Origin of the sequence: Pseudomonas sp. UBA5568, assembly GCF_002425525.1 — a bacterium.
In the GTDB taxonomy this organism is placed as follows: Bacteria; Pseudomonadota; Gammaproteobacteria; order Pseudomonadales; family Pseudomonadaceae; genus Aquipseudomonas; species Aquipseudomonas fulva.
This window is the reverse complement of record NZ_DIMK01000001.1, coordinates 145,401-171,166: the sequence shown is the minus strand read 5'-3', so window position 1 is coordinate 171,166 and position 25,766 is coordinate 145,401. Positions and strand designations below refer to the sequence as shown.

The following is a 25,766-nucleotide window of genomic DNA, read 5'->3' as shown; positions in this document are numbered from 1 at the left end:
GGGGCACCGCGTCGCCTGGCCAGGCGTTACCAGCAGATGCCTTCGGTGCGGCCATCGGGGCTGGTGGGCTTGGCCATGAAGCCCACCAGGTCGATCACTTGCTTGCCGGCCGGCGCGTGCTGGGCCAGGGCGCGGAACTGCTCGTCACGGTTGCCGAGCACGATGATGTCGGCGTTGTCGATCACCTTCTGGAAATCGGCATTGAGCAGCGAGGACACGTGCGGGATCTTCGATTCGATGTACTCTTTGTTCGCCCCGTGTACCCGGGCGTACTGCACGTTCTCGTCATAGATGTCCAACTGGTAGCCCTTGCCGATCAGGCGCTCGGCCAGCTCCACCAGTGGGCTTTCACGCAGGTCATCGGTGCCGGCCTTGAAGCTCAGGCCCAGCAGGGCCACCTTGCGCTTGTCGTGGCTGTCGATCAGGTCGAAGGCGTTCTGCACCTGGGACTCGTTGCTGCGCATCAGCGAATCGAGCAGGGGCGCTTTCACATCGAGGCTGGCGGCGCGGTAGGTCAGTGCACGGACATCCTTGGGCAGGCACGAGCCGCCGAAGGCGAAGCCGGGACGCAGGTAGTACTGGGACAGGTTCAGCGCCTTGTCCTGGCAGACCACTTCCATCACTTCGCGGCCATCGACGCCCACGGCCTTGGCGATGTTGCCGATCTCGTTGGCGAAGGTCACCTTGGTGGCATGCCACACGTTGCAGGTGTACTTGATCATCTCGGCCACTTCGACCGACTTGCGGATGACAGGTGCATCGAGTTCTTCGTAGAGCGCCTGGAGCACGTCGCCACTGGCGCTGTCGAGCTCACCGATGACGGTCATCGGCGGATGGTCGTAGTCCTTGATGGCCGTGCTCTCCCGCAGGAACTCAGGGTTGACTGCGACGCCGAAGTCGATGCCGGCACGTTTGCCGGAGCAGTCTTCGAGCAGCGGTATTACCACGTTCTTCACGGTGCCCGGCAACACGGTACTGCGTACCACGATGGTGTGGCGGCTGGCTTTTTCACGCAGCACGAAACCGATCTCGCGGCACACCGATTCGATGTACTCAAGGCCCAGGTCGCCATTCTTCTTACTGGGGGTGCCCACGCAGATCATCGACACATCGCTGGCCCGGATGGCCTCGGCAAAGTCGGTGGTCCCCCGCAGGCGGCCATTGGCGATGCCCTGCTGCAACAGCGCCTCCAGGCCTGGTTCGACGATGGGCGACTTACCCTGGTTGATCAAGTCGATCTTGGTGGCCGAGACATCGACGCCAATTACGTCATGGCCACGTGCAGTCAGGCAACCTGCACAGACGGCACCTACATAACCCAAACCAAAGATGCTGATACGCATCGCTATCACCTCGTGTGTTATCACGCTGGCACTTGTACTTGCAGGTGCCGAGTGGGGTTGATTAACAACAAATTCAGGGCGCACGGGGGCGTGGCGATTATCGGCATCGCCCCAGGCAATCACATTCAACATTAAACGTATGCGTTTAAAGTGCTTAGTTGAGCACGCCCATTTGAGCCACGCTCAGAAAGTACTTGGGTGCGGTCGGCACGTCTGTTCATGTTTATGTACAGGTGCCGGGTCGCTGGGTGTGCTATTTAAAATAAAAACCATAGCGTTCAATTACCCGCGCTGGGCGTGGCCATTATTGACGTGCTGGGCGCGACATTTTATTGCCAGGGTTTGATATCGAGATGCTGGCAACTTTCCGGTATGGGAATTTATCTTTAGGCCATCTCTTACAACCTACGAACAGCAAAATCGTTACGGCACCTATGAGCAGTAGGGTTGAGAGAAGTTCCGGCCTGAGATTCATTCGTATGCGGGTTTTTTCAGTATTTTGCGATGGTCATACAATTTCAAATTGATGGCACGAGGCGGTTTAACCTCGGTATATAAAGGGCGAAAATGTTTCGAGATGTTTATATGCCAGCATGAGCGTCAGGTGCGAAAAAAAACTAAAAAAATCGGCCTGAACGATGGTGGCAATCTGAGATTTTTTGGACCGGTGTTTATTTCTTGACGTCAATAAACAGTCCTTTGCGGCTGGTTTTCACGATTTCTCGCCATATTTCGTAACGCTTGAAGGCCCTTCGCTTCCTAAGGTTTTTCAGCATCGGGCCGCCAACGTGGCTAGACGTCGTCATCGGCGGCTGTGAACGAAGGATCGTCGCAGTCCATGCGTGGCCGCCCACGCAGGCGTCTGCTCCCTAACCACATGGAAGAGACGAGGCTTGAAACGATGAAGAACTGCATGCGGATCCTGTCTGCCACCGCCGTCATGCTGGCGGCGGCTCCAGCCCTTGCCGGGCCACCCGTTGAAGTGACGTTCAGAAATCTTGGAACCGAGTCGGTGAAACTCCAGCTGACCAATGCGAACGAGACCAGTACGTATCAGATTGCCAACCCTAAGCCGCACGATGAAGTGAAACCGGGTGAGAGCATCAGGTTCACCGTGCAGCGTCTGGTGAGCCCTGACACCAATGGTGCAATGCTCCGCTATTCGCAAGGGCGCAAGTCATGCGCCTTCAGCACGACGTTCGTCATGATGATGTCAGGAGGTATCAAGCAGCCTAAGTGGAACAAGACTGCCACGCCGGCCGGCGGTGCAACCTGCACCGCCGTTAACTCGGGGTTCAGTTCCAACTACGCCTGGAAAGCCGAATTCACCATGAAGTAACTCGGCTCCGTAGCCTGCTTTGCTGTTGGATTGGCGCTGATGGCAAACGCAGGCACTTTCACCGATTGAACTCACGGAATTTCAAATCGAGGTGCGGCGATGGAACATATTTCGAGAACGGCAAGTTTTTCCGCAGGGGCTGTACCTGTAACGCGGGCAAAGGAGGCAACGACCGGTACGAACGCGGGCAACGTAGCGCCCGTGTTTGAAATACATGAGTCAAGTTCTGATGTTTCAGCGTTGGGCCGTCAACTCGCGGCGGCGGCGCAGCGAGCGGCTGTCCGAGATAGCCAGCTGAGTCGGCAGGAGTTGGCGGAGCTTGGGTCGCGCATTCAAATGGGTCTAGGCGGTCAAGGCTACGTCTATACAAAGGCGCTGCATGATGCCTTCATCCCTGATACGCAAGATCAGGCGCTGTTAGCCAGGGCGCGGCAAGCAACTGATTTTATCAACGGGAAAGATGCCAACCCCTTCAAACACCTCACCACAGAGCAATTGGCGCTGATTGGTTACGATGAGGGCGAAGACTTCACCTACAACGAGCGGCACGCTGCCAGTGCTGAATTGGGTCATCGTTATTCGCAGTGGACCCGCTACATCGTTGACAAAGCCAACGCGGAATACGACAGGACAGGCTTCAGGGACGATGCGCTGAGGGAAATGATCGATTACTACAAAAAACTTCCTCCTATCATGGAGGCGAGTTTTAGAAACTACGAATTTGATTTGACTGCGATGATAGGCAGAACCGAACCACCGCACGGCGATGAAGCCGATTCTCTGATAGACACCCTCCTGAAAACCGCCCGCAAGCTTGAAGACCGGGCAAAGAAGGATCACCCGCCGCTCGAAGACCCTGACGAACCAGGCAAGCCCGCATGATGCCCGCCGTACAGCTGTGCAATGTCAGCCGGTTTCAGGGTGACGTGCCGGTGCTTCAAGGCATCGACCTGCTGATCCCCAGCGGGCAGACGTGCGCTGTCATCGGCCCGTCCGGTTCGGGCAAGAGCACGTTGCTGAACCTGATCGGGCTGCTAGACCGCCCGTGCGCAGGCCAGGTATGGATCGGCGGTACCGACATGACAGGCGCCAGCGCCGACCAGCGCGCCGTGATGCGCAACCGCCTGATCGGCTTCGTTTTCCAGAGTTTCAACCTGCTGCCGCGGTTGTGCGCCCTGGACAACGTGGCGTTGCCGCTATCGTATCGAGGGCTGCGCTTGCCCGTTGCCCGCCAGCACGCCGAGGTGCAATTGCGTGCCGTAGGCCTTGCCAGCCAGGCGGGCAAGCGGCCCGCCGAGATGTCCGGTGGTCAGCGCCAACGTGTGGCGATCGCGCGTGCGTTGGTGACCGAGCCGAGCCTGCTGGTGGCCGACGAGCCCACCGGGAGCCTTGACGCCCAGACCGGTGAGCAGGTGCTGCACCTGCTGCTGACCCTCAACCAGGAAAGAGGCACGACCTTGCTGGTGGTCACCCATGATGCCAAGGTGGCACACAGGCTGCCCTGACGACCCGTTGCGCTCAGCGCCCTATGCGTCGGGCTGATCCCGCAAGAACACCAGGTGTTCGGCCTTCGACTGCTCGGCGCTGTAGTAATACCCCTGCACGTCGAACTGCTTGAGCTGCGTCGGGTCACTGATGCGCTCTTCGATGACGAAGCGGCTCATCATGCCGCGCGCTTTCTTGGCATAGAAGCTGATGATCTTGTGCTGGCCGTTTTTCAGGTCCTTGAAGTCCACGTTGATCACCCGGGCCTTCAGGGCGCTGCGCTTGACCGCGCTGAAATATTCGTTGCTGGCCAGATTCAGCAGCACATCGTCGCCCTGTTCGGCCAGGGCCTCGTTGAGCCACTCGCTGATGCGCGTGCCCCAGAACGCGTACAGGTCCTTGCCACGGGCGTTGGCCAGTTTGGTGCCCATTTCCAGGCGATAGGGCTGCATCAGGTCCAGAGGGCGCAGCAGGCCGTAGAGGCCGGAGAGCATGCGCAGGTGATCCTGGGCATAGCTGAGGTCGTCTTCAGTCAAGGTCTGGGCGTCCAGGCCGGTGTAGACGTCACCTTTGAAAGCCAGCAGGGCCTGCTTGGCGTTCTCTGGCGTGAAGGCGGGTGTCCAACTGCCGAAACGCGCGGCGTTCAGGCCCGCCAGCTTGTCGGACAGGTGCATCAGTTCGCTGATCTGCGCCGGGCTCATTGCTCGCAGCTGCTCGATCAGTTCCTGGGAATGGTCGAGGTGGCGGGGCAGGGTGAAACGCTCGGTCACCGGCGGGGTGTCGTAGTCGAGGGTCTTGGCGGGGGAAATCACCGTCAGCATCGGATCGGCTCCTGGCATCGTTGAGCGGGGATTCTAAGGGTTGGAAGAGGCAAGTCCAAACTATGGCGACAATAGTCAACGCCCATGGCCGATACAGCGGCTATAGTGCCTGTTTTCCTTGAGCGGAGCCCTGACCGTGCGCCTCGTTACAGCCCTGCTGGCTGGCCTGTTGAGCCTGGCCGTTCAAGCCGCCCCTGCCACGCCGGCCAGCCTGGACCGTGGCCTGTGGCCGGAGCAGCTGGACAGCCCTGCGCTGTTCGATGTGGCATCACGGGCCGAAATACTCTCGTTCGCCCGGGTGCTGCACGAGAACGAGCTGCTCGACGAGAATACCTTGGCAGCTCGCCTGGGCCTGCGGCAGGTCAACGTGCAGAAGGTCAGGCAGGTGAGGGCGCGGCTGTGGCAGCGGCTTTGGCAAGGTTATCAACAGGCGCAACGCAGTTGCGAGCAGGATGCGTCCTTTTGCTATGCGGTGACGTCGATGGCCGAACTGCGCTTGCAAGCGGCGACCTTCGCCACGGATGTGGGTGAGTTCTACACGGGCTGGATCGAGCCCAGCCGGCAATTTCATGAGCAGTACCTGAACGAGCAACTGCGCAAGGCGGCGTTGTTGCCGCAGACCAGCAGCGAAGTACAGCGGCTGTCGGCGGCCGAGCGCAACGGCGATGAGCTCAATGACCGGCTGTTTCTGCTCACCTTTGCCGGTGGGCCGGGTGCGGCGGCGGGCACCACAGACGAATTGGCCGCCTACCTGCGCAAGCAGAAGCTCGACGGGACGTTCTTCGTGCTCGGTAGCCGCTTGCAGCAACGTCGTGACGGCGAATCGCTGACGGCCCTGCGGCGCTTGTATCAAGGGCAGTGCGTAGGCATTCAGGGGTGGGAGTACCGGTCCCACGCGCAGTGGACGGATTGGCAGGCCTCGATCAGCCGCAGCCAGGCACGGGTGCGGGCAGACCTGCCCGAGCAGTACGTGCCGCTGTTTCGCCCGCCCTATGGCCAGCGGCGGGCCGACGGCCAGGCCTTCATGCAGCGCCAGCAGTTGCAGGTCTCGCTGTGGGATATCGATGCGCAGGACGACTCGGGCTTGAGTGCGCAGGCCTCAGCCCAGCGTGTGTTGACCTTGATGCTGCTATGGCGCAAAGGCGTGATCCAGTTTCATGACGCGTTGCCCAAGGCCAGGCCTGCGCTGCAGTGGCTGCTTGAACACACCGCGCAAAGCGGCATTGGTTGGCAGGATTGTCGCGAATACGGACAGGGCGCGCAGCAACCTGACTTCTGACTGTAGACCTGCTTGGCGCTGGCGCCAAGGCCTGTTCGTCAATCAGAAAAATAAAGTTGGCAATCGTATGAAAATGCTTTTTCCGGTCATGGCTTTTGCGGTATGAAGAAACCAGACAGCCGATTCCTGCAGCACAGGTGGCGTCACATGGGTCCACCTGGCCAGATCGCTTCCCGCCCGTAACAACGCGGATACGGGAAGAACGGCAGTCACTCCGCGGCGTAACAGACCACGCCGTGCCGCTTCGACATAAGGTGACCGAGTATGGATGACCAAGGACGCACCCCTTCCTCCAGCAAGCCAATCCTCTATGTGCTCGATACCAACGTCCTGATTCACGACCCCAACGCATTACTCAACTTCGAGGAGCACCACGTCGCCATTCCCATGACGGTGCTGGAGGAACTCGACAAGCTCAAGGCCGGTAAGCAAAGTATCGCTGCCGAATGCCGCCAGGCCATCCGCCTGATCGACCAGACGCTGGGTGATGCCTCGCCCAGCGTGGTGGAGCAGGGGGTACCCATCCAGCGTGGCAAAAGTGGGCCAAAAGGTTATCTGTCCATCCTGATGACCCCGCGCAACGAGCCGAACAAGCTGTTGCCCGAAACCCTCAACGACAACATCATCATCAATCAGCTGCTCGAAGTCAGGGCACGGCGTACCGACCTGGACGTGGTGCTGGTCACCAAGGACATCAACATGCGCCTGAAGGCGCGTGCCTGCGGCATTGCCGCCGAGGACTACAGCACCGACCAGTTGGTCGACGACGTGTCGCTGTTGTCCAAGGGCTACCACTCGGTCACCGGCTCGTTCTGGGACCGGGTCAGCAAGGTCGACACGCGTCAGGAACGTGGCCGTACCTGGCACAGAGTGCAATTGGCCGAGCCGCTGCCAGCGGTGCACGTGAACGAGTTCATCATCGATGAGCAAGGGTTCGTCGGCTGGATCAAGGGCACGCGCGAGGGCGAACTGCTGCTGCTCGACCTGCACCAGGAGCCCTTGCTGCACCAGGAAGCCTGGGGCCTGAAGCCGCGTGACATTCATCAGAGCCTGGCGTTGTTGGCGCTGCTCGATCCGGATATCCACCTGGTCAACCTGACCGGGGCGGCGGGTTCGGGCAAGACCATTCTGGCGCTGGCGGCGGCCATCGAGCAGACCATGGTCAGCAAGCGCTACCGGCGCATCATCGCCACCCGTAGCGTGCAGGGGCTCGACCAGGAGATCGGTTTTCTACCGGGCACAGAGGCCGAGAAGATGGAGCCCTGGCTGGGCGCCATCACCGACAACCTCGAAGCCTTGCACATGGACGACGAAAGCACCCATGGCAGTGTCGAGTACATCCTCGAGCGGGTGCCGCTGCAGTTCAAGTCGCTCAACTACATCCGTGGTCGCAGCTTCCAGCAGAGCCTGATCCTCATCGACGAGTGCCAGAACCTCACGCCGCACCAGATGAAAACCATCATCACCCGTGCCGGCGCAGGGTCGAAGGTGGTGTGCCTGGGCAACCTGGCGCAGATCGATACACCATACCTGTCCGCGACCAGTTCGGGCCTGACCTACCTGACCGAACGCTTCAAGGACTTCCCCCACGGCGTGCACATCACCCTGCAAGGGGTGCCTCGGTCGGTGCTGGCCGAGTTCGCCGAGTCCCACATGTAGCCCCGTGCGCCGGGCGGTTCGCCGCCCGGCGGCTTCTGGCCGCGATGCGTCGGCCTGGCCCCTGCTCAAACCTGACCCACCGGTTTACACTCTCTGCTCCCTTCACAGGAGCAGAGCAGTGCTGACACATCTTGATTCCCAAGGGCGGGCCAACATGGTCGACGTCACTGAAAAAGCCGTGACCGAGCGCGAGGCCACAGCCGAAGCGCGCGTGCGCATGTTGCCGCACACCCTGCAAATGATCGTGGACGGTGAGCATCCCAAGGGTGATGTCTTCGCTGTGGCGCGCATCGCCGGCATTCAGGCGGCGAAGAAGACCAGCGACCTGATTCCGTTGTGCCACCCGCTGATGCTGACCAGTGTCAAGGTCGAGCTCAGCGCCGAGGGCAGTGATGCAGTGCGCATCGTCGCCCGGTGCAAGCTGGCCGGGCAGACCGGCGTGGAGATGGAAGCGCTGACGGCAGCCAGCGTGGCTGCATTGACCCTCTACGACATGTGCAAGGCCGTGGACAAGGGCATGGTCATCGAGCAAGTGCGCTTGTTGGAGAAGCTGGGCGGAAAAAGCGGCCCGTACAAGGTGCAAGGCTGATGAAGATCAAGGTGATGTATTTCGCTCGCTACCGGGAGCGGCTGGGACGCGGTAGCGAGTCGCTCGAAGGGACGTTCAAGGATGTGGACGATGTGCGCCTGGCGTTGGTGGGTAGAGGCGAGCCTTATCAGGTGCTGGCCGAGCAAAACCTGATGTGCGCCCGCAACGAGGAATTGTGCAGGCTGGATGAGCCTGTGCAAGAGGGCGATGAAGTGGCGTTCTTTCCGCCTGTAACCGGAGGTTGAGCATGGCCGTTCGGGTACAGGAAGGCGCTTTCGACCCAGGCGTTGAGACCAACGCCTTGCACGCGGCCAACGTGGGTGTCGGGGCAGTGGTCAGCTTCATCGGCTACGTGCGGGACTTCAACGACGGCCAGGACGTGGCGGGTATGATGCTTGAGCATTATCCCGGCATGACCGAGAAGGCCCTGGCCAAGATCGTGGCCGAGGCGCAGCAGCGCTGGCCGTTGCTCAAGGTCGAGGTGCTGCACCGCGTGGGTTACTTGGCGCCCGGTGAGCCGATCGTGTTCGTCGGCGTGGCCAGTGCCCATCGGCAGGCCTCGTTCGAGGCTTGCAACTTCATCATGGATTACCTGAAGACCCGTGCACCGTTCTGGAAGAAGGAAACGACCGGGCAAGGGGAGCGATGGGTGGAAGGACGTCAGAGCGACCAGGACGCGGCGGGGCGGTGGGGGTAGAGGGGGCGATTGACCTTGAGCGTCGCAGAAACGCCCAGGGATCAGTCATGCAGGCTCAACGCCCAGGGTCGCTGCGCGGCCCTGGGCGGCCGATCCGGTGGTCAGGGCCCGGAGCATGGGCATCATCGACCTGACCGCCCGCAACCCGATCAAGTGTGCTTGCGCGGCACTGGCTTGAGCAACTCATCAGGCGGCATTTCACACTTGATCTTGCGCCCCAGCAGCGTTTCGATCGCTGGTAACTGGTAGGAATCATCTTCGCCGGCAAAGCTGATCGACACGCCGCTCGTGCCTGCCCGGCCGGTACGGCCGATCCGGTGCACGTAATCGTCAGGGTCTTCCGGCAGGGTGAAATTGATGACGTGGCTGATGCCGTCGATATGAATCCCGCGCCCAGCCACATCGGTCGCCACCAGCACCGTGATACGCCCCTCACGGAAGTTCTCGAGGGTACGGATACGCTTGTGCTGGGGTACATCGCCGGACAACTGCGCGGCATTGACGCCATCGCGTACCAGTTTTTCCTCGATACGGCGCACTTCGTCCTTGCGATTGGCGAACACCATCACCCGTTCCCACTTGTTCTGGGTCACCAGGTTGTACAGCAGCTTGTATTTGTCGCTGCCAGCCACCGCGTAAACGTGCTGCTCGACCGTTTCGCTGGCCACGTTCTCGGGCTCGATCTCGACGATAGCGGGATCGGTCGTCCACTGCTTGGCCAGGTTCATCACGTCATCAGTGAAGGTGGCCGAGAACAGCAACGTCTGGCGCTCGCTCTTGGGTGGCGTCTGGCGAATGATCTGACGCACCTGCGGGATGAAGCCCATGTCCAGCATGCGGTCGGCTTCATCCAGCACCATCACCTCGACCATGTCCAGGTGCACCTCGCCACGCTGGTTGAAATCCAGCAGGCGGCCGGGGGTTGCCACCAGGATGTCGCAGTGGCGTGCTTCCAGGGCCTTGAGCTGCTTGTCGAAGTCCATGCCGCCGACGAAGCTCATCACGTTCAGGCCGGTGTATTTGGTCAGGGCGACCGCGTCCTTGGCAATCTGCACTACCAGCTCCCGCGTGGGGGCGATGATCAGCGCGCGTGGCTCGCCCATGTAGCGTTCCTTGGGCGGGGGCGTCTGTTGCAGCTGGGAAATGATCGAGATCAGGAACGCGGCCGTCTTGCCGGTACCGGTCTGGGCCCTGCCGATCGCGTCCTGGCCCCGCAGCGTGAAGCCCAGCACCTGCGCCTGGATCGGCGTGCAGTAGGGGAACCCCAGATCGTGAATGGCGTGCATCAGCTCAGAGGAGAGCCTGAAGTCGTGGAAACGGGTCTTGCCCTCCTGGGGCTCGACCACGAAGTCCTCCGGTTTCCACAGGCTGGCCTGCGGCTTGGGCTTTGGCTTGCGCTCTCGACGCGGTTTGTCACTGGCCGGTTTGGTAGCGGCAGTGTGTTCGATTTGGGCGGCAGGCGGGTTGCCCGCAACGGCAGGGGCCGCTGGCAAATCGGCCTGGGGGGCCGCTGGCGCCGGGGTAGTGCTGGCAGCGGGCGCAGTGGCCTGGGGGGCAATGTCTCCCTTGCCGAATATTTTCTTGAGTGCCTTGAGCACGGTCATCTCGTCAATTGGTTAAGGAATGTACGCCGGGCAGTGTAATGCAAGATCCCCGCTCGGCGTAGTGCAATGGCCTTGAACGAACCGTGCGCCCAGGTCACTGCAGTTGCGTGGCCAGCCATTGAAGGATGTCATTGAGTTCTTCGACGATCACTTCGTGCTCCATCGGGTACTCGTGCCATTGGGCAGCGACGCCCCAGGTGTTCAGGTACTCGAAGGCCGTGCGCCCCATCGACGGGATCACCACCGGGTCGTGCACACCATGCAGGCACAGGGCCGGGGTGCGTTGCTGGCAAGCACTCAACGTGTGCTCGTCAGCGAAGGTGGGGGCATAGGTGGAAAGGGCCAGCACGCCACCCAGCGCTTCCTGCCACTTTATATAGGCCGTGTGCAGCACGACGGCGCCCCCTTGGGAGAACCCGGCCAGGAAGATGCGCGACAGGCTGATGCCCTTGGCCTGCTCGGCCTTGATCAAGGCGATGACCTGCTCGGCCGAGGCCTCGAGCTCGGCCTCGTCGATGGCCCTGGCCGGCGTCATGGCCTTGATGTCGTACCAGCTGGGCATGGCATAGCCGCCATTGATGGTCACCGGCCGGGTCGGCGCCTGGGGCATGACGAACCGGGCAGTGAGCAGATGCTGCTGCATGAATTCGGCCACCGGTAGGAAGTCGTAACGGTCCGCGCCCAGGCCGTGCAACCAGATCACACAGGCATCTGCGGCTTTTTGGGGTTCGAGAATGAGTGGGTCGGTCATGGCTGCTCCGAAAACGTGCGTGTGGAAGGGGTTGTGCTTGAAAAGAAGGCGCGCGCCCGACGAGCCGGAAAAAGAATGTCGCAACGATGCAACTTTCCCTACTTGACTCGTGCTTAAACGCTCAAGCCGCGCAATCTGGTACGCGGTTTGCACTTCCCTCTGTGATGCAAGGGACAGGCCGAGACGGTAACACCCTTTGCACGCGAAGGCTGTCACAGAACAGCCCATTGCGCCAAGTGACCCAATAACAAGCCAATACGGGTCGGATGCGCCTCAAAAGGGTGCGGTGCAATTCCGGCTCGATACAACAAGAGCGATTTGGAGGTTGTGAATGAAGATGTTGAAAACCACCCTGGCAGTCCTGACCGCTGCCGCTGCCCTGGGCGCCGTGAGTACGGCCCAGGCCGGTGCGACGCTCGATGCGGTAAAGAAGAAGGGCTTCGTCCAGTGTGGCGTGAGTGACGGTCTCCCTGGCTTCTCGGTTCCAGATGCACAAGGCAAGATCGTCGGGATCGACGCCGATGTCTGTCGCGCTGTAGCGGCAGCAGTGTTCGGGGACGCGACCAAGGTCAAGTTCAGCCAGCTCAACGCCAAGGAACGCTTCACCGCGCTGCAATCGGGCGAAGTCGACGTGCTGTCGCGCAACACCACCTGGACCAGCTCGCGCGATGCCGGCATGGGCCTGATGTTCACTGGGGTCACCTACTACGACGGCGTAGGTTTCCTGGTCAATAAGAAGCTGGGCGTATCCAGCGCCAAGGAGCTCGATGGCGCGACCATCTGCATCCAGGCCGGCACCACGACCGAACTGAACGTATCGGACTTCTTCCGCGCCAATGGCTTGAAATACACCCCCATCACCTTCGACACTTCGGATGAGAGCGCCAAGTCCCTGGAGTCTGGCCGTTGCGACGTGCTGACGTCGGACAAGTCCCAATTGTTCGCCCAGCGTTCCAAACTCGCCGCCCCGACCGACTACGTGGTACTGCCGGAAACCATTTCCAAGGAACCGCTGGGCCCGGTCGTGCGCAAGGGTGACGAGGAGTGGTTCAGCATCGTCAAGTGGACCCTGTTCGCCATGCTCAATGCCGAAGAAGCCGGCATCACCTCCAAGAACGTCGAGGCCGAGGCCAAGAGCACCAAGAACCCGGATGTGGCGCGTCTGCTGGGTGGCGACGGCGAGTACGGCAAGGACCTCAAGCTGCCCAAGGACTGGGTAGTGCAGATCGTCAAGCAAGTGGGCAACTACGGCGAGGTGTTCGAGAAGAACCTTGGCCAGAGCACCGACCTGAAGATCGACCGTGGCATGAATGCCCTGTGGAACAACGGCGGCATCCAGTACGCACCACCTGTGCGTTGATGGTTGCACCTGCGGCGGCATCCCGCCGCCGCAGGCGGTCCGCTACCCTTCTCTTCGGGGCATTTCATGCAAAATCGAATTGGCGCACCAAAGGGTTTATCCCTGAGCGATCCACGTGTGCGCGCGTGGCTGTTCCAGCTATTGACCATCGTCTTCGTGGTCGGTCTGGGCTGGTACCTGTTTCACAACACGCAAACCAACCTGCAGCACCGAGGCATCACCTCGGGCTTCGACTTTCTTGACCGCAGTGCCGGCTTCGGCATCGCTCAGCACCTGATTCCCTATGTGGAGTCGGACAGCTATGCGCGGGTGTTCGTCATCGGATTGCTCAACACCTTGCTGGTGACCCTCATCGGGGTGGTGCTGGCCACACTGCTGGGCTTCATCATCGGTGTCGCCAGGTTGTCGCCGAACTGGATGATCAACAAGCTGGCTACCGTGTACGTGGAAACCTTCCGCAACATCCCGCCGCTATTGCAGATCCTGTTCTGGTACTTCGCCGTGTTCCTGACCCTTCCGGGGCCGCGGGGCAGCATCAACATCGATGACGCTTTCTTTATCAGCAACCGCGGCCTGAACATGCCTGGAGCCTCCATGGCAGAAGGCTTCTGGCCATTCGTGGCTGCCCTGCTGGTAGCCGTGCTGGCAACCGTGTTGATGGCGCGTCGAGCCAACCGGCGCTTCGAAGAAACCGGCCAGCCGTATCACAAGTTCTGGGTGGGGCTGGCGCTGATGATCGCCATTCCGGGTGCCTGTGTGCTGTTGTTCGGCAGCCCCGTGCAGTGGGAGGTGCCGCAGCTCAAGGGCTTCAACTTTGTCGGCGGCTGGGTACTGATCCCTGAACTACTGGCGTTGACCCTGGCCTTGACGATCTACACCGCAGCATTCATTGCCGAAATCGTGCGCTCGGGTATCCGTTCGGTCAGCCATGGCCAGACCGAGGCTGCGCGTTCGCTGGGGCTGCGCGAGGGGCCAACCCTGCGCAAGGTGATCATCCCGCAGGCACTGCGCGTGATCATTCCACCGCTTACCAGCCAGTACCTGAACCTGGCGAAGAACTCGTCGCTGGCCGCAGGCATCGGCTATCCGGAAATGGTCTCGCTGTTCGCCGGCACCGTGCTCAACCAGACCGGCCAGGCCATCGAGGTGATCGCCATCACCATGAGCGTCTACCTGGCCATCAGCATCAGCATTTCGCTGTTGATGAACTGGTACAACAAGCGCATCGCGCTGATCGAACGGTGAGGATACGTCTGTGAATGCTCATGTTTTCAAACCTGACATGCCGCCTCCGGTGAAAACCGTCGGCGTGCTCGCCTGGATGCGCGCCAACCTGTTCTCCAGCTGGCTCAATACCCTGCTTACCCTGTTCGCCATCTACCTGGTCTGGCTGATCGTGCCACCGCTGCTGCAATGGGCGTTGATCGATGCGAACTGGGTGGGCACCACCCGTGCCGACTGCACCAAGGAGGGCGCCTGCTGGGTGTTCATCCAGCAGCGTTTCGGCCAGTTCATGTATGGCTACTACCCCTCCGAGTTGCGCTGGCGGGTGGACCTGACGGTATGGCTGGCGGTGCTGGGCGCAGCGCCGCTGTTCATCCGCAGCTTCCCGCGCAAGGCGGTCTACGGGCTGGGGTTCCTGGTGCTGTACCCGCTGGTGGCCTACACCCTGCTGCACGGCGGGCTGTTTGGCCTGGAGACGGTACCGACCAGCCAATGGGGCGGCCTGATGCTGACGCTGGTGATTGCCACCGTGGGCATCGTCGGGGCCTTGCCCCTGGGGATCGTACTGGCGCTGGGGCGGCGCTCGCGCATGCCGGCGGTGAAAGTGGTGTGCGTGACCTTCATCGAGTTCTGGCGGGGCGTGCCACTGATCACGGTGTTGTTCATGTCGTCGGTGATGCTGCCGTTGTTCCTGCCCGAGGGCATGAGCTTCGACAAGCTGCTGCGGGCCATGATCGGGGTGATCCTGTTCCAGTCGGCATACATCGCCGAAGTGGTGCGTGGCGGCCTGCAAGCCATCCCCAAGGGGCAGTACGAAGCCGCCGCCGCCATGGGGCTGGGCTACTGGCGCTCGATGGGGCTGGTGATCCTGCCCCAGGCGCTCAAGCTGGTCATCCCCGGCATCGTCAATACCTTCATCGCCCTGTTCAAGGACACCAGCCTGGTGATCATCATCGGCCTGTTCGACCTGCTCAACAGCGTCAAGCAAGCTGCCGCCGACCCGGCCTGGCTGGGCATGGCCACCGAAGGCTATGTGTTCGCCGCCTTGGTTTTCTGGATTTTCTGTTTCGGTATGTCCCGCTACTCCATGCACCTGGAGCGCAAGCTGGACACTGGCCACAAGCGTTAGGAGTTTCGAAATGAGTGAAGCGATCAAGCAGCCTGCCGGCCCCGAAGGCATCATCCAGATGCAGGGCGTGAACAAGTGGTATGGCCAGTTTCATGTGCTCAAGGACATCAATCTCAATGTTCGCCAGGGCGAGCGCATCGTGCTGTGCGGGCCCTCGGGTTCGGGCAAGTCCACCACCATCCGTTGCCTGAACCGTCTGGAGGAACACCAGCAGGGGCGGATCGTGGTCGACGGTGTGGAACTGACCAACGACCTCAAGCAGATCGAGGCCATCCGCCGCGAAGTGGGCATGGTGTTCCAGCACTTCAACCTGTTTCCGCACCTGACCATCCTGGAAAACTGCACCCTGGCGCCCATGTGGGTGCGCAAGATGCCCAAGCGCAAGGCCGAGGAAATCGCCATGCACTACCTGGAGCGAGTGCGTATCCCCGAGCAGGCGCACAAGTACCCCGGGCAGTTGTCTGGCGGTCAGCAGCAGCGCGTGGCCATCGCCCGGGCGTTGTGCATGAAGCCCAAAATCATGCTGTTCGATGAGCCGACCTCGGCGCTGGACCCGGAAATGGTCAAGGAAGTGCTCGATACCATGGTTGGCCTGGCCGAAGATGGCATGACCATGCTGTGCGTGACCCACGAAATGGGCTTTGCCCGCACCGTGGCGAATCGGGTGATCTTCATGGACAAGGGCGAGATCGTCGAGCAGGCGTCACCGGACGATTTCTTCGACCGGCCACAGAGTGACCGCACGCGCTTGTTCCTCAGTCAGATTCTGCACTGATGCAGTAGAGGGGCGAATGGCCTGCGTAGCGCCGCAGGCCAATCGCAAGCGCCCACATGTTGGGCACTTGCGTTACTTTTCTTCCTGCTTGGCCACCGGCGCTGGCGGTGGCCGCAGGCCTACCTCGGCGATCAGCTTGAGCTGCTGACCGTTGCGCATCACCTCGATGGTGATCTTTTCGTTGGGCTTGATGCGCGCCACCTGGTTCATCGACCGGCGGCCATCGCCCGCCGGCTCGCCGTTAATGCTCAGGATCACATCCCCTAACTGCAGGCCGGCCTTGGCCGCCGGGCCTTCGCGGAAAATGCCCGCCACCACGATGCCTGGCCGGTCCTTCATGCCGAACGACTCGGCAAGCTCTGTGCTGAGCGGCTGAACTTCGATACCCAGCCAGCCCCGGATGACCTGACCGTGCTCGACGATCGACTTCATCACCTCAAGGGCCAGCTTTACTGGAATAGCAAAGCCGATGCCTTGCGAGCCACCCGACTTGGAGAAGATGGCGGTGTTGATGCCGATCAGGTTGCCGTTGGCATCCACCAGGGCGCCGCCCGAATTGCCCGGGTTGATCGCCGCGTCGGTCTGGATGAAATCTTCGTAGTTGTTCAGGCCCAGCTGGTTACGGCCGGTGGCGCTGATGATACCCATGGTCACGGTCTGGCCGACGCCGAACGGGTTGCCGATCGCCAGCGACACGTCGCCGATGCGAATGGTGTCGGAGCGCCCGATGGTGATGGCCGGCAGTTTCTTCAGGTCGATCTTGAGCACCGCCAGGTCTGTCTCCGGGTCGCTGCCGATCACCCTGGCCAAGGTTTCCCGGCCATCCTTGAGCGCCACGACGATCTGGTCGGCGCCGCTGGTCACGTGGTTGTTGGTCAGCAGATAGCCCTCGGGGCTCATGATCACCGCCGAGCCCAGGCTGGACTCCCAGCGGCGCTGCTTGGGCAGGTTGTCGCCGAAGAACCGGCGGAACTGCGGGTCTTCGAACAGCGGGTGCGAGCTCTTGTTCACCACCTTGGTGGTGTACAGGTTGGCCACCGCAGGCGCGGCCAGGGTGACGGCATCGGCATAGGAGACCGGGCCCTGCACCACCTGTGTGGACTGGGGCGCCTGTTGCAGGTTGACATCCTGGCTGGGCAAGCCGACCCACTCCGGAAAGCGTTGGATGATCAGGGCGGCGATGAGCACGCCAGTGAGCAGGGGCCAGCCAAAGTAACGCAGAGCCTTGAACATGAACGAATCCTGGAAAGAGCCGGGGCCTGGGGCCGCGCATTGGAGCGTGGGCGCGCGATCATACACCGGTTCCCCCAGTGCCGACGACGGCCCATAATGGCCGGCATTATACGGACCTTCGCCAGGCCTTGCGCCTGGCAGGCACCCAGTTTTTTCGAGGAGATTTCCCATGGCCGTCGCGCTGAGTACATTGGTCGAAGAAGCCGAGCGCTACCTGGGCAGCAGCAGGATCCAGGACTATTGCCCCAATGGCTTGCAGGTCGAAGGCCGGCCGCAGGTCGGGCGCATCGTCACGGGCGTGACCGCCAGCCAGGCCTTGCTCGATGCGGCCGTAGAGGCTCAAGCCGATCTCGTGCTGGTGCACCATGGTTATTTCTGGAAGGGGGAAAACCCCTGCATCACCGGCATTCGCCAGCGACGCCTGAAAACCCTGCTGAACAACGACATCAGCCTGCTGGCCTTTCACCTGCCGCTCGACGTCCACCCGGAAGTGGGCAACAACGTGCAGCTGGCGCAACAGCTTCAGATCACCGTCGAGGGCCCGCTGGATCCAGACAACCCCAAGGTAGTCGGGCTGGTCGGGTCGCTGGCCCAACCCATGACTGCCCGCGATTTCGCCCGACGCGTGCAGGATGTGCTGGGGCGTGAGCCATTGCTGGTCGAAGAAGACAGGGTCGTTCGTCGTGTAGGGTGGTGCACCGGCGGCGGGCAGGGCTACATCGACACCGCGATCGCCGCCGGGGTGGACTTGTACCTGACCGGCGAAGCGTCGGAACAGACCTACCACAGCGCCCGCGAAAACGGTGTGAGCTTCATCGCCGCAGGACACCATGCGACCGAGCGTTACGGGGTGCAGGCATTGGGCGATTACCTGGCACGGCGTTTTGCCGTGGAGCACCTGTTCATCGATTGCCCCAATCCGATCTGACCGGCCTGTCGGCGCAGGCCAGATGATGGATCAGCGGGCTTGAGCGCCAACCCGCAGCCCAAACCCGCAGTCATATGGTTAGACGCTTTCGATCTATCCAGGCGCCTAAATAGAATCATCTGCTGTGATAGAGTGGCTCGCTCGAACACGGCCCGCTGGCCGTCCATAAGATCGTTTTTCGTGAGTAGCCATGGTCGACAAACTGACGCACTTGAAACAGCTGGAGGCGGAAAGCATCCATATCATCCGCGAGGTGGCCGCCGAGTTCGACAACCCGGTCATGCTGTACTCGATCGGCAAGGATTCCGCCGTGATGCTGCACCTGGCGCGCAAGGCTTTCTTCCCGGGCAAGCTGCCGTTCCCGGTGATGCACGTCGACACCCAGTGGAAATTCCAGGAGATGTACCGCTTCCGCGACAAGATGGTCGAGGAAATGGGGCTCGACCTGATCACCCACGTCAACCCAGAGGGTGTGGCGCAGGGCATCAACCCGTTCACCCATGGCAGCGCCAAGCACACCGACATCATGAAGACCCAGGGCCTCAAGCAGGCACTGGACAAGCATGGCTTCGATGCCGCTTTCGGTGGCCCCCGCCGCGACGAAGAAAAGTCGCGAGCCAAGGAACGCGTGTACTCCTTCCGTGACAGCAAGCACCGCTGGGACCCGAAGAATCAGCGCCCTGAGCTGTGGAATGTCTACAACGGCAAGGTCAACAAGGGCGAGTCCATTCGTGTGTTCCCTCTGTCGAACTGGACCGAGCTGGACATCTGGCAGTACATCTACCTTGAAGGCATCCCGATCGTGCCGCTGTACTTCGCCGCCGAGCGCGAAGTCATCGAGAAGAATGGCACCCTGATCATGATCGACGACGAGCGCATCCTCGAGCACCTGTCCGAGGAAGAGAAAGCCCGTATCGTCAAGAAAAAGGTGCGTTTCCGTACCCTGGGCTGCTACCCGTTGACGGGCGCCGTGGAGTCCGAAGCCGAGACGCTCACCGACATCATTCAGGAAATGCTCCTGACGCGCACTTCCGAGCGCCAGGGCCGGGTCATCGATCACGACGGCGCCGGGTCCATGGAAGACAAGAAACGCCAGGGCTATTTCTAAGCTTCAAGCGGCAAGCTGCAAGAGCAGTCGAACGCGCTGCGTTCGAACCTTGTGGATTGCCGCCTGCATGGCCCGCGAGCGCTCCAGAATGCCAAGTGGGTTGATCAACCTAATTTCTAACTAGTTGTACGCCGACAAGCTTGCCGCTTGAAGCTGACAGCTTGGAGCTTGAATGAGATGAGTCACCAATCCGATTTGATCAGCGAAGACATCCTCGCTTATCTGGCTCAGCACGAGCGCAAAGAACTGCTGCGTTTCCTGACCTGCGGCAACGTGGACGACGGCAAGAGCACCTTGATCGGGCGCCTGCTGCATGACTCGAAGATGATCTACGAGGACCACCTCGAAGCCATCACCCGTGATTCGAAGAAGTCCGGCACCACGGGCGAGGAAGTGGACCTGGCGCTGCTGGTCGATGGCCTGCAGGCCGAGCGCGAGCAGGGCATCACCATCGACGTGGCCTACCGCTACTTCTCCACCGCCAAGCGCAAGTTCATCATCGCCGACACCCCGGGCCACGAGCAGTACACCCGCAACATGGCGACCGGCGCGTCCACCTGCGACCTGGCCATCATCCTGGTCGATGCGCGCTACGGTGTGCAGACCCAGACCCGCCGCCACAGCTACATCGCCTCGTTGCTGGGCATCAAGCACATCGTGGTCGCCGTCAACAAGATGGACCTCAAGGGCTTCGATGAAGGTGTCTTCGAGTCGATCAAGGCCGACTACCTGGCATTCGCCGAAGCCATCAACCTGACGCCGAGCAGCCTGCACTTCGTGCCGATGTCCGCGCTCAAGGGTGACAACGTGGTCAACCACAGCGAACAGTCGCCGTGGTACACCGGCCCGACCCTGATGGAAATCCTGGAAACCGTGGAAGTGGCGGCCGACCGCAACTTCACCGACCTGCGTTTCCCGGTGCAGTACGTCAACCGCCCCAACCTGAACTTCCGTGGTTTCGCAGGCACCCTGGCCAGCGGCGTGGTGCACAAGGGCGATGAAGTCGTCGTGCTGCCGTCGGGCAAGAGCAGCCGGGTGAAGTCCATCGTTACCTACGAAGGCGAGCTGGAAAGCGCAGGCCCGGGCCAGGCCGTGACCCTGACCATGGAAGACGAGATCGACATCTCCCGTGGCGACCTGCTGGTGCATGCCGACAATGTGCCGCCTGTGACCGACCAGTTCGAAGCCATGCTGGTGTGGATGGCCGAAGAGCCGATGCTGCCGGGCAAGAAGTACGACATCAAGCGTGCGACCAGCTACGTGCCGGGTTCGATTGCCAGCATCACCCACAAGGTGGACGTCAATACCCTGGAGAAGGGCGCTGCCAGCGCCTTGCAACTGAACGAAATCGGTCGCGTCAAGGTGTCCCTGGACAGTGCCATTGCGCTGGACGGTTACGAGAGCAACCGCACCACCGGTGCGTTCATCGTCATCGACCGCCTGACCAACGGCACCGTGGGCGCCGGCATGATCATCGCCCAGCCCGTACTGCCCCATGGCAGCGCCGGGCAGCATGGCAAGTCGGCGCATGTCTCGACCGAAGAGCGCGCCCTGCGCTTTGGCCAGCAACCGGCAACCGTGCTGTTCAGCGGCCTGTCCGGCGCCGGCAAGAGCACCTTGGCCTACGCGGTGGAGCGCAAGCTGTTCGACATGGGCCGCGCCGTTTACGTACTCGACGGGCAGAACCTGCGCCATGACCTGAACAAGGGCCTGCCACAGGATCGCGCTGGCCGTACCGAGAACTGGCGCCGCGCCGCCCATGTGGCGCGCCAGTTCAACGAAGCCGGCTTGCTGACCCTGGCCGCGTTCGTGGCCCCGGATGCCGAAGGCCGTGAGCAAGCCAAGGCGCTGATCGGCAAGGACCGCCTGGTGACCGTCTACGTCCAGGCCTCGCCACTGGTCTGCCGCGAACGCGATCCGCAGGGCCTGTATGCAGCCGAAGGTGACAACATTCCAGGCGAAAGCTTCCCGTTCGATGTACCGCTGGACGCCGATCTGGTCATCGATACCCAGGCCACCAGCGTGGAAGAAGGGGTCAAGCTCGTGCTGGATGTGTTGAGGCAGCGTGGGGCGATCTGACGGCGTTTGACGCTTAGGCTTTATTGCGGCTACGCTCGCTCCTACGGGTTTTACTTTCCTGCAGGAGCGAGCGCAAGCTCGCCACCTTCCATCTGCACCCAACGCTTGGGCCCCGCCAATATCGCCTCCTCGCTCAGCAAACATCCATTCAGCGCCGACTTCAGCGCATCAACGTCCAGCCGCTGGCCGATGAACACGATTTCTTGACGGCAATCACTCACGTTTTCATCCCATTTTCCCATGCTCGCTTGGCGCCGATAGGCTTCCAGCGGCCACTGAGGTTGCTCGACGAAGCGCCACCAGCGCCCTTGGTATGCCCATTCGAACCGGCCACCACTCAACGCTCAACAGCAACCCGATTTCAAACCCGGCTGGCCGGGCTGGCCGATCAGAAATCGCCTTTATCGCGCAGCAGGTGGCCGTTTGTCCCGGCTGTTCGAACAAGCTTCGCAGACGTAGTGGATGGAAGGACGCGTTCGCAGGGGTACGGAATCCTCGCAGTCAGCAGGGCGGGGAACGCCGGGATGGGCGCCACACTAGGTGCTCGAGCGCAGGCTTTGGTCACCGCAAGTCGGTGAACACCGGGAGTTGGTTGGAAGTGCGCCAGGCTACAAGGGTTGCCAGCACCTGCTCAGCGGTTCGCTCATAGGCGGGATCAAGGGGGTAGATCAGGTCTGAACCGTCGGGATGGTCTACAGCCTCGATGGAAATGTTCGAGCTGCGCGTCTTGGTATGCTGTCGTTCCAGTGGCGGACATTATCGTTTGGATCAGCGTCAGGAAGTCGGCTGCGGTGTAGTCGACCAGGCGTTTGGGCGGGAGTTGCTCCACTGGCGTGGCGCGGCCGCAACACCTTTAATTGAGATCATGGCATTTCGCTTCAGGGCCGTGGTTGCAAAGTTCGTAGGATCTTGAACCCTCAAGGGTTTGATGAAACGGCGCACGGGGCGGCCAACCCTCTTTCATAGGATTCAATTGGTAAGTCCCGAACTGTTTTGAAAAGGTCGCGTCGTTGGCATAGGTGCTCCACAAGGCGGACTTGAAATCGGCAAATGTTTCAAACTGTTGGCTACGGAGTTTGGTCTTGATCTGTTCTGGCAGGTGTGTGTTCATTCATGACTCGCTGTAAAGGCAATAGTGTTTTTCGACTGGCGCGGATAGTGCGCGAGTAGTATTCATAATATCGCGCGGGGGGGAATGCTTTCCGGGGCTGACTGAATGTAGGTGAACGCCGAACCGTAGGATTTTTTCTGGGGTTTGGGATGGTGGTTGATAGGCCCTGGTTGTCCAGAGCCTTATGGCTTCAAGGAGTTTTGAAGCTTTCTTTTTCATTGGCTAATCGCCAAGCCTTGACAATTTCCAATACTTCGCCAGGTGCTCCGGTATTGCTCCCAACAGGCCTGAAGAATAAGTCGCTACCACTGGGATGCTCGGTAATGCGTTCAAAGTGCTCAAGTAGTGGGTCGAGTATACGGTCTGGCTCATCTTCGATCGCACGGTTTATCTCGAGTAAGAAGTCAAGGAATTCCTGTTCGGTATAATCGCGATAACTGCCTTTTAAGATCATGGCCTTTTCCCATAATGAATGCTGTTATGAATGAGAGGTGTCAGAATGACTATATTGTTCATGTCGTATACGCCACCATTTTGACTAATGGGGATCACATGGTGTAACTCATAAGATCGCTTGCTTTTGTATTCATCTTGCTTATCCACCCTGGGTGAATAGCCGTGCTTTCTCATTCGGCGAAGTTCTTGAGGGCTGAAGTGTTTAGACAAATCTGGGTCGTTAGCTATCTCCTTCCAAAACCGTCTTCTAAAAGCATCGAAACTCTTGAACTCCCTACCTCTGAGTTTATCCGCGATCTGAGCCGGGACGGGAGCACCTTCCGGGCGTCTCGCATCCTGGCGCCAGGTTTCGGAGGGGACGGCACCTGTTCCCACAGATGTACCCGACTCATACCTCGGACTTTTCAGCACTACCAACAGAGGCGGCAGCCCTGAATCCGCGGGGAACGTGACAATCAGCCGTTCCTGGTCCAGCAAGTCCAAGGCGGGATAGCTTTCCGCTTCGGGGGTAACAGGGTTCAGGCTGGACCCTGTGTACACAATGATCCCTTCTGGTACCTGTGGTAAACCGGTGGGGCCGCCCAACTCAGCCCCCGGTGGACTAGCCGGCGTCCAGGTCAAGGTGCGCTGCGGGTTCTCCAGCGCCACGATGTAGACACCTCGTGCGCTATCCCATCTGGCGGCGCGGACAGGGACCGAAGCGCGACCAGCTGTTATGTGCAACTTGAGGTCAGTACCTTCTTCGCTGCCCGATAGCAGGTACGGAAGGTCCAGTTGCGGTAATGACAAGGAAAGCGCTTCTAGGTCTGGACCCTCTGGCGGCACCAAATCTCTCAGCGGGATACCGATCAGGTATTGCCGGTCGCTGTTGCCCAGATTGGATGGCCATGCCAGAGACATGGTCGCGACAAGCGCCGTGGTGCCGGTGGCCAAAACACTGGCTATCGCTGTGCGTATTGCGGCTTGCAGGCCTGCATATGCGGTTGACAGGTTGCCGAACGAGGCTGACCCGATCGGCAGTACCAATGGCAACGAAGCAGCATCGCGGGCGGGGTAAGCATATGTTCGGCGCACGCGTTCTTCCTGCTGCTTGCGCATCGCCTCGGCCTGCTGCCTGGCTTTGTCTGCACGGCGTTCAGCTGCAAGTTTTCGCGCAGCTTTTTTTGCCTGTCGCTCTGCCAGCGCTTCCTTGACCTTACGTTCAGCTTCAACCCGCTGGGCTGCTCTGGCGGCCCTTGCTGCCTCCTTGGCCTGCTGAGCCTGCTCCCTGCGCAAGCGGAGCATTTCGGCTTTTTCAGCTGCCTCTCTGGCTTTGCGTTCTGCTAGGGCCTTTCGTTGGGCCTTTTTTGCCAGTCGCTCTTCCCTGGGGCGTTCAATTGCCTGAAGCTCCCCAGGAACCCACTTGTGTATGAAGGCTTGCTCCTTCGCCCGGAGATCTGCCTGAGCTTTTCGCCTGGCTGCTTCCGCTTCGGCCTGCTGCTGAGCAGCTTGGTCTGCAGCGGCCTGCTGACGAGCTGCTTGCGCCGCAGCGGCTTGTGCCTCAAGCAGAGCGCTTTGTTCGATTGCATGTCTTGCCAACAGCTGCTCTGCAACCTGGGTACGTTCAAGCAGGTTCTGAGTAGCGCTTGCGTAACGCTCCAGAAACCGTATGGATTCGGTGAGCGACATTGCCAGGTGGTAGTCTTTCCACAACGGGCCGGCCCGACGGTTGCGTTGTTCATCTACAAGGTGCTGCAAAGCTTCTGTTTGCGGCTTGGACAGCGGGCTTGTGATCTTGGGGTTGGATGAGGAAAAGGCGGGGATGGCCTGGCGTTTGGCGGCGATCAACGCGTGCGCGGCGGCAAGGTGCGCGGCGAGGTTGTCGGTCAGCTGCTGCCCTTCCAGTCCAACGGTACTGACTATTTCGTGCTGGAGAAAACTTGGCAGGCCGTCGAATTGGATGGCTCTTTCCACGTGGATCTGGCCAAGCCTTCTGGTCACAACTTCAGGCAGGTCGATGCCGGGCTCTTCAAGCTCGATACGATCCAGCGCGGCAGCCAGTGGCGCAAGATCCGCCGCATGCACTGCCAGTGCGCTCGCTTTGAGGTGCAACCTGTAAGAGCCATCGGCAGACCTGTTCAGCCGTGAGTACAGTTCGTTGGCGAACGCCTCCCCTTTTTCTGTAAAGACACCCGGGTCATAGATCCGGGTCATCATCGAGTCCGTGCGCTTGTAGAAAGAGGGTGCCCCGTAGAAGCTCACAGCATCCGGCAAGTCCTGCAAGTAGCCCCTACGCGTGTCGCTTATCAGTTCCGTAAGCCGTCTTTGTTCCTCCTTCAACTGGCCGAGCGTGGTGGTTGCTGAGGCGCTTGCGGCCTCGGTTATGCTCGATCTCTGCTGTGCTATTTGCGCGGGCAATGCCTGAATGGAGGCGGCATACTTGGCATCATGGTCCTGCTCGATGCCCTTGCGCTCGATATCGAGCACGCGGCTGGGGGCTAGTTCGTGTGTGTCTATTACACGAGGTGGGCTGGTGCCACGTGGGCGCCCTGCATCCAAGCCCCAGCCACCGAAGCCGAATCCACCGCCTCCGCTGATTGGGGCCAGTGGCATCCGGTCCGGGGCGGTGTCGCTGATCCAAAGTGCCTCGGTCAAGTACAGCGGGGGGTGTACGTAAGTGGGTTCAAGTACAACGGGGTTGTTTTTGGCCATGTAGTCAGCTCCTGATCTCTACATGGCCAGCTTTTCGTAAGGCAACCTTCGCAGATATCGGCTGCCGGGTAATCAATCCGTAAGACACTTCCCTCGCGATGGAAG

Annotated in this window: 25 protein-coding genes; 15 read left to right on the top strand and 10 right to left on the bottom strand. The window is 60.6% G+C overall.

Features of this window, described 5'->3' with window-relative positions; genetic code table 11:
- Nucleotides 1-26: 26 nt before the first annotated feature.
- On the bottom strand, nt 27-1,343 hold the full coding sequence (locus B2S33_RS00830) for a nucleotide sugar dehydrogenase (RefSeq protein WP_023534285.1): 1,317 nt from the start codon (nt 1,341-1,343) through the stop codon (nt 27-29).
- Between the two features lie 838 nt (nt 1,344-2,181).
- Here B2S33_RS00830 and B2S33_RS00825 point away from each other — a divergent pair.
- The 3 genes from B2S33_RS00825 (at nt 2,182) to B2S33_RS00815 (ending at nt 4,187) form a co-directional block, all read left to right on the top strand.
- Complete coding sequence (locus tag B2S33_RS00825; protein WP_256674425.1) at nt 2,182-2,682, top strand: hypothetical protein; 501 nt, start codon at nt 2,182-2,184, stop codon at nt 2,680-2,682.
- 99 nt (nt 2,683-2,781) lie between these two features.
- Complete coding sequence (locus tag B2S33_RS00820) at nt 2,782-3,564, top strand: hypothetical protein (RefSeq protein WP_145280249.1); 783 nt, start codon at nt 2,782-2,784, stop codon at nt 3,562-3,564.
- Complete coding sequence (locus tag B2S33_RS00815; RefSeq protein WP_033695030.1) at nt 3,561-4,187, top strand: ABC transporter ATP-binding protein; 627 nt, start codon at nt 3,561-3,563, stop codon at nt 4,185-4,187. The genes B2S33_RS00820 and B2S33_RS00815 overlap by 4 nt, the downstream gene beginning before the upstream one ends.
- Nucleotides 4,188-4,208: 21 nt before the next feature.
- On the opposite strand, the gene yaaA is transcribed toward B2S33_RS00815, so the two are convergent.
- Entirely contained in the window at nt 4,209-4,988 is a 780-nt protein-coding gene (gene yaaA, locus B2S33_RS00810; RefSeq protein ID WP_027914451.1) for a peroxide stress protein YaaA, read from the bottom strand.
- Nucleotides 4,989-5,124: 136 nt separating this feature from the next.
- Here yaaA and B2S33_RS00805 point away from each other — a divergent pair, with 136 nt between their 5' ends.
- The 5 genes from B2S33_RS00805 to moaE all read left to right on the top strand — a co-directional run bounded on the left by B2S33_RS00805 (nt 5,125) and on the right by moaE (nt 9,212).
- Nucleotides 5,125-6,267 (top strand): polysaccharide deacetylase family protein, encoded by a 1,143-nt coding sequence (locus tag B2S33_RS00805; RefSeq protein ID WP_145280247.1) that lies wholly within the window; start codon nt 5,125-5,127, stop codon nt 6,265-6,267.
- 264 nt (nt 6,268-6,531) lie between these two features.
- Complete coding sequence (locus B2S33_RS00800) at nt 6,532-7,926, top strand: PhoH family protein (protein WP_023534350.1); 1,395 nt, start codon at nt 6,532-6,534, stop codon at nt 7,924-7,926.
- Nucleotides 7,927-8,044: 118 nt separating this feature from the next.
- Entirely contained in the window at nt 8,045-8,515 is a 471-nt protein-coding gene (moaC, locus tag B2S33_RS00795) for a cyclic pyranopterin monophosphate synthase MoaC (protein ID WP_023534451.1), read from the top strand.
- A complete protein-coding gene (locus B2S33_RS00790; protein WP_027914453.1) occupies nt 8,515-8,760 on the top strand; it encodes a MoaD/ThiS family protein in 246 nt (81 codons plus the stop codon). Before moaC ends, B2S33_RS00790 begins: the two co-directional genes overlap by 1 nt.
- Before the next feature lie 2 nt (nt 8,761-8,762).
- Nucleotides 8,763-9,212, top strand: coding sequence for a molybdopterin synthase catalytic subunit MoaE (gene moaE, locus B2S33_RS00785; protein WP_027914454.1), 450 nt, complete (start codon nt 8,763-8,765; stop codon nt 9,210-9,212).
- A gap of 149 nt (nt 9,213-9,361) precedes the next feature.
- Here the strand turns inward: moaE and rhlB are convergent, their stop codons facing one another.
- Nucleotides 9,362-10,810, bottom strand: coding sequence for an ATP-dependent RNA helicase RhlB (gene rhlB / locus B2S33_RS00780; protein ID WP_145280245.1), 1,449 nt, complete (start codon nt 10,808-10,810; stop codon nt 9,362-9,364).
- A 100-nt stretch (nt 10,811-10,910) separates the two neighbouring features.
- Nucleotides 10,911-11,567, bottom strand: coding sequence for an alpha/beta hydrolase (locus B2S33_RS00775; RefSeq protein ID WP_027914456.1), 657 nt, complete (start codon nt 11,565-11,567; stop codon nt 10,911-10,913).
- A 331-nt stretch (nt 11,568-11,898) separates the two neighbouring features.
- On the opposite strand from B2S33_RS00775, the gene B2S33_RS00770 reads away from it, so the two are divergent.
- The 4 genes from B2S33_RS00770 to B2S33_RS00755 all read left to right on the top strand — a co-directional run bounded on the left by B2S33_RS00770 (nt 11,899) and on the right by B2S33_RS00755 (nt 16,055).
- A complete protein-coding gene (locus B2S33_RS00770; protein WP_027914457.1) occupies nt 11,899-12,927 on the top strand; it encodes an amino acid ABC transporter substrate-binding protein in 1,029 nt (342 codons plus the stop codon).
- Nucleotides 12,928-12,993: 66 nt separating this feature from the next.
- Nucleotides 12,994-14,172 carry an amino acid ABC transporter permease gene (locus tag B2S33_RS00765; protein WP_110607134.1) on the top strand — a complete coding sequence of 393 codons (1,179 nt, stop codon included), beginning with the start codon at nt 12,994-12,996 and terminating at the stop codon, nt 14,170-14,172.
- 10 nt (nt 14,173-14,182) lie between these two features.
- Entirely contained in the window at nt 14,183-15,280 is a 1,098-nt protein-coding gene (locus B2S33_RS00760; protein ID WP_023534443.1) for an amino acid ABC transporter permease, read from the top strand.
- A 10-nt stretch (nt 15,281-15,290) separates the two neighbouring features.
- Nucleotides 15,291-16,055, top strand: a complete 765-nt coding sequence (locus B2S33_RS00755; RefSeq protein ID WP_027914459.1) for an amino acid ABC transporter ATP-binding protein — start codon at nt 15,291-15,293, stop codon at nt 16,053-16,055.
- 72 nt (nt 16,056-16,127) lie between these two features.
- Here B2S33_RS00755 and algW read toward each other — a convergent pair whose 3' ends face one another.
- Nucleotides 16,128-17,288: a Do family serine endopeptidase AlgW gene (gene algW / locus B2S33_RS00750; protein ID WP_027914460.1), complete on the bottom strand. Its 1,161-nt coding sequence runs from the start codon at nt 17,286-17,288 to the stop codon at nt 16,128-16,130.
- Nucleotides 17,289-17,457: 169 nt separating this feature from the next.
- Between algW and B2S33_RS00745 the strand changes: the two genes are divergently transcribed.
- The 3 genes from B2S33_RS00745 to cysN all read left to right on the top strand — a co-directional run bounded on the left by B2S33_RS00745 (nt 17,458) and on the right by cysN (nt 21,403).
- On the top strand, nt 17,458-18,216 hold the full coding sequence (locus B2S33_RS00745) for a Nif3-like dinuclear metal center hexameric protein (protein ID WP_049696503.1): 759 nt from the start codon (nt 17,458-17,460) through the stop codon (nt 18,214-18,216).
- 190 nt (nt 18,217-18,406) lie between these two features.
- Nucleotides 18,407-19,324 carry a sulfate adenylyltransferase subunit CysD gene (gene cysD / locus B2S33_RS00740; protein WP_288649476.1) on the top strand — a complete coding sequence of 306 codons (918 nt, stop codon included), beginning with the start codon at nt 18,407-18,409 and terminating at the stop codon, nt 19,322-19,324.
- A 177-nt stretch (nt 19,325-19,501) separates the two neighbouring features.
- On the top strand, nt 19,502-21,403 hold the full coding sequence (gene cysN / locus B2S33_RS00735; RefSeq protein WP_027914462.1) for a sulfate adenylyltransferase subunit CysN: 1,902 nt from the start codon (nt 19,502-19,504) through the stop codon (nt 21,401-21,403).
- A gap of 50 nt (nt 21,404-21,453) precedes the next feature.
- Here cysN and B2S33_RS00730 read toward each other — a convergent pair whose 3' ends face one another.
- From B2S33_RS00730 to B2S33_RS00710, 5 genes are all read right to left on the bottom strand, one after another.
- Nucleotides 21,454-21,744 carry a GTP-binding protein gene (locus tag B2S33_RS00730; RefSeq protein WP_145280243.1) on the bottom strand — a complete coding sequence of 97 codons (291 nt, stop codon included), beginning with the start codon at nt 21,742-21,744 and terminating at the stop codon, nt 21,454-21,456.
- Between the two features lie 220 nt (nt 21,745-21,964).
- On the bottom strand, nt 21,965-22,108 hold the full coding sequence (locus B2S33_RS00725) for a bacteriocin immunity protein (RefSeq protein ID WP_225806699.1): 144 nt from the start codon (nt 22,106-22,108) through the stop codon (nt 21,965-21,967).
- A 148-nt stretch (nt 22,109-22,256) separates the two neighbouring features.
- Nucleotides 22,257-22,514 (bottom strand): S-type pyocin, encoded by a 258-nt coding sequence (locus B2S33_RS00720; RefSeq protein ID WP_288649473.1) that lies wholly within the window; start codon nt 22,512-22,514, stop codon nt 22,257-22,259.
- A 190-nt stretch (nt 22,515-22,704) separates the two neighbouring features.
- Nucleotides 22,705-22,968: a bacteriocin immunity protein gene (locus B2S33_RS00715; protein WP_028687194.1), complete on the bottom strand. Its 264-nt coding sequence runs from the start codon at nt 22,966-22,968 to the stop codon at nt 22,705-22,707.
- The gene (locus tag B2S33_RS00710) at nt 22,965-25,661 is read right to left on the bottom strand and encodes an S-type pyocin domain-containing protein (RefSeq protein ID WP_232097727.1); all 2,697 of its coding nucleotides are present in this window, start codon (nt 25,659-25,661) and stop codon (nt 22,965-22,967) included. The genes B2S33_RS00715 and B2S33_RS00710 overlap by 4 nt, the downstream gene beginning before the upstream one ends.
- Between the last annotated feature and the right edge of the window lie 105 nt (nt 25,662-25,766).

Bases quoted from the DNA above. Each gene is read 5' to 3' on its own strand.
- B2S33_RS00755 (WP_027914459.1), top strand. From the start codon at position 15,291: ATGAGTGAAGCGATCAAGCAGCCTGCCGGCCCCGAAGGCATCATCCAG.
- B2S33_RS00775 (WP_027914456.1), bottom strand. From the start codon at position 11,567: ATGACCGACCCACTCATTCTCGAACCCCAAAAAGCCGCAGATGCCTGT.
- B2S33_RS00820 (WP_145280249.1), top strand. From the start codon at position 2,782: ATGGAACATATTTCGAGAACGGCAAGTTTTTCCGCAGGGGCTGTACCT.
- B2S33_RS00800 (WP_023534350.1), top strand. From the start codon at position 6,532: ATGGATGACCAAGGACGCACCCCTTCCTCCAGCAAGCCAATCCTCTAT.
- B2S33_RS00745 (WP_049696503.1), top strand. From the start codon at position 17,458: ATGGCCGTCGCGCTGAGTACATTGGTCGAAGAAGCCGAGCGCTACCTG.
- moaE (WP_027914454.1), top strand. From the start codon at position 8,763: ATGGCCGTTCGGGTACAGGAAGGCGCTTTCGACCCAGGCGTTGAGACC.
- cysN (WP_027914462.1), top strand. From the start codon at position 19,502: ATGAGTCACCAATCCGATTTGATCAGCGAAGACATCCTCGCTTATCTG.
- B2S33_RS00790 (WP_027914453.1), top strand. From the start codon at position 8,515: ATGAAGATCAAGGTGATGTATTTCGCTCGCTACCGGGAGCGGCTGGGA.
- B2S33_RS00770 (WP_027914457.1), top strand. From the start codon at position 11,899: ATGAAGATGTTGAAAACCACCCTGGCAGTCCTGACCGCTGCCGCTGCC.
- yaaA (WP_027914451.1), bottom strand. From the start codon at position 4,988: ATGCTGACGGTGATTTCCCCCGCCAAGACCCTCGACTACGACACCCCG.
- B2S33_RS00815 (WP_033695030.1), top strand. From the start codon at position 3,561: ATGATGCCCGCCGTACAGCTGTGCAATGTCAGCCGGTTTCAGGGTGAC.
- B2S33_RS00710 (WP_232097727.1), bottom strand. From the start codon at position 25,661: ATGGCCAAAAACAACCCCGTTGTACTTGAACCCACTTACGTACACCCC.
- B2S33_RS00765 (WP_110607134.1), top strand. From the start codon at position 12,994: ATGCAAAATCGAATTGGCGCACCAAAGGGTTTATCCCTGAGCGATCCA.
- cysD (WP_288649476.1), top strand. From the start codon at position 18,407: ATGGTCGACAAACTGACGCACTTGAAACAGCTGGAGGCGGAAAGCATC.
- B2S33_RS00830 (WP_023534285.1), bottom strand. From the start codon at position 1,343: ATGCGTATCAGCATCTTTGGTTTGGGTTATGTAGGTGCCGTCTGTGCA.
- B2S33_RS00720 (WP_288649473.1), bottom strand. From the start codon at position 22,514: ATGAACACACACCTGCCAGAACAGATCAAGACCAAACTCCGTAGCCAA.
- algW (WP_027914460.1), bottom strand. From the start codon at position 17,288: ATGTTCAAGGCTCTGCGTTACTTTGGCTGGCCCCTGCTCACTGGCGTG.
- B2S33_RS00715 (WP_028687194.1), bottom strand. From the start codon at position 22,968: ATGATCTTAAAAGGCAGTTATCGCGATTATACCGAACAGGAATTCCTT.
- B2S33_RS00825 (WP_256674425.1), top strand. From the start codon at position 2,182: ATGCGTGGCCGCCCACGCAGGCGTCTGCTCCCTAACCACATGGAAGAG.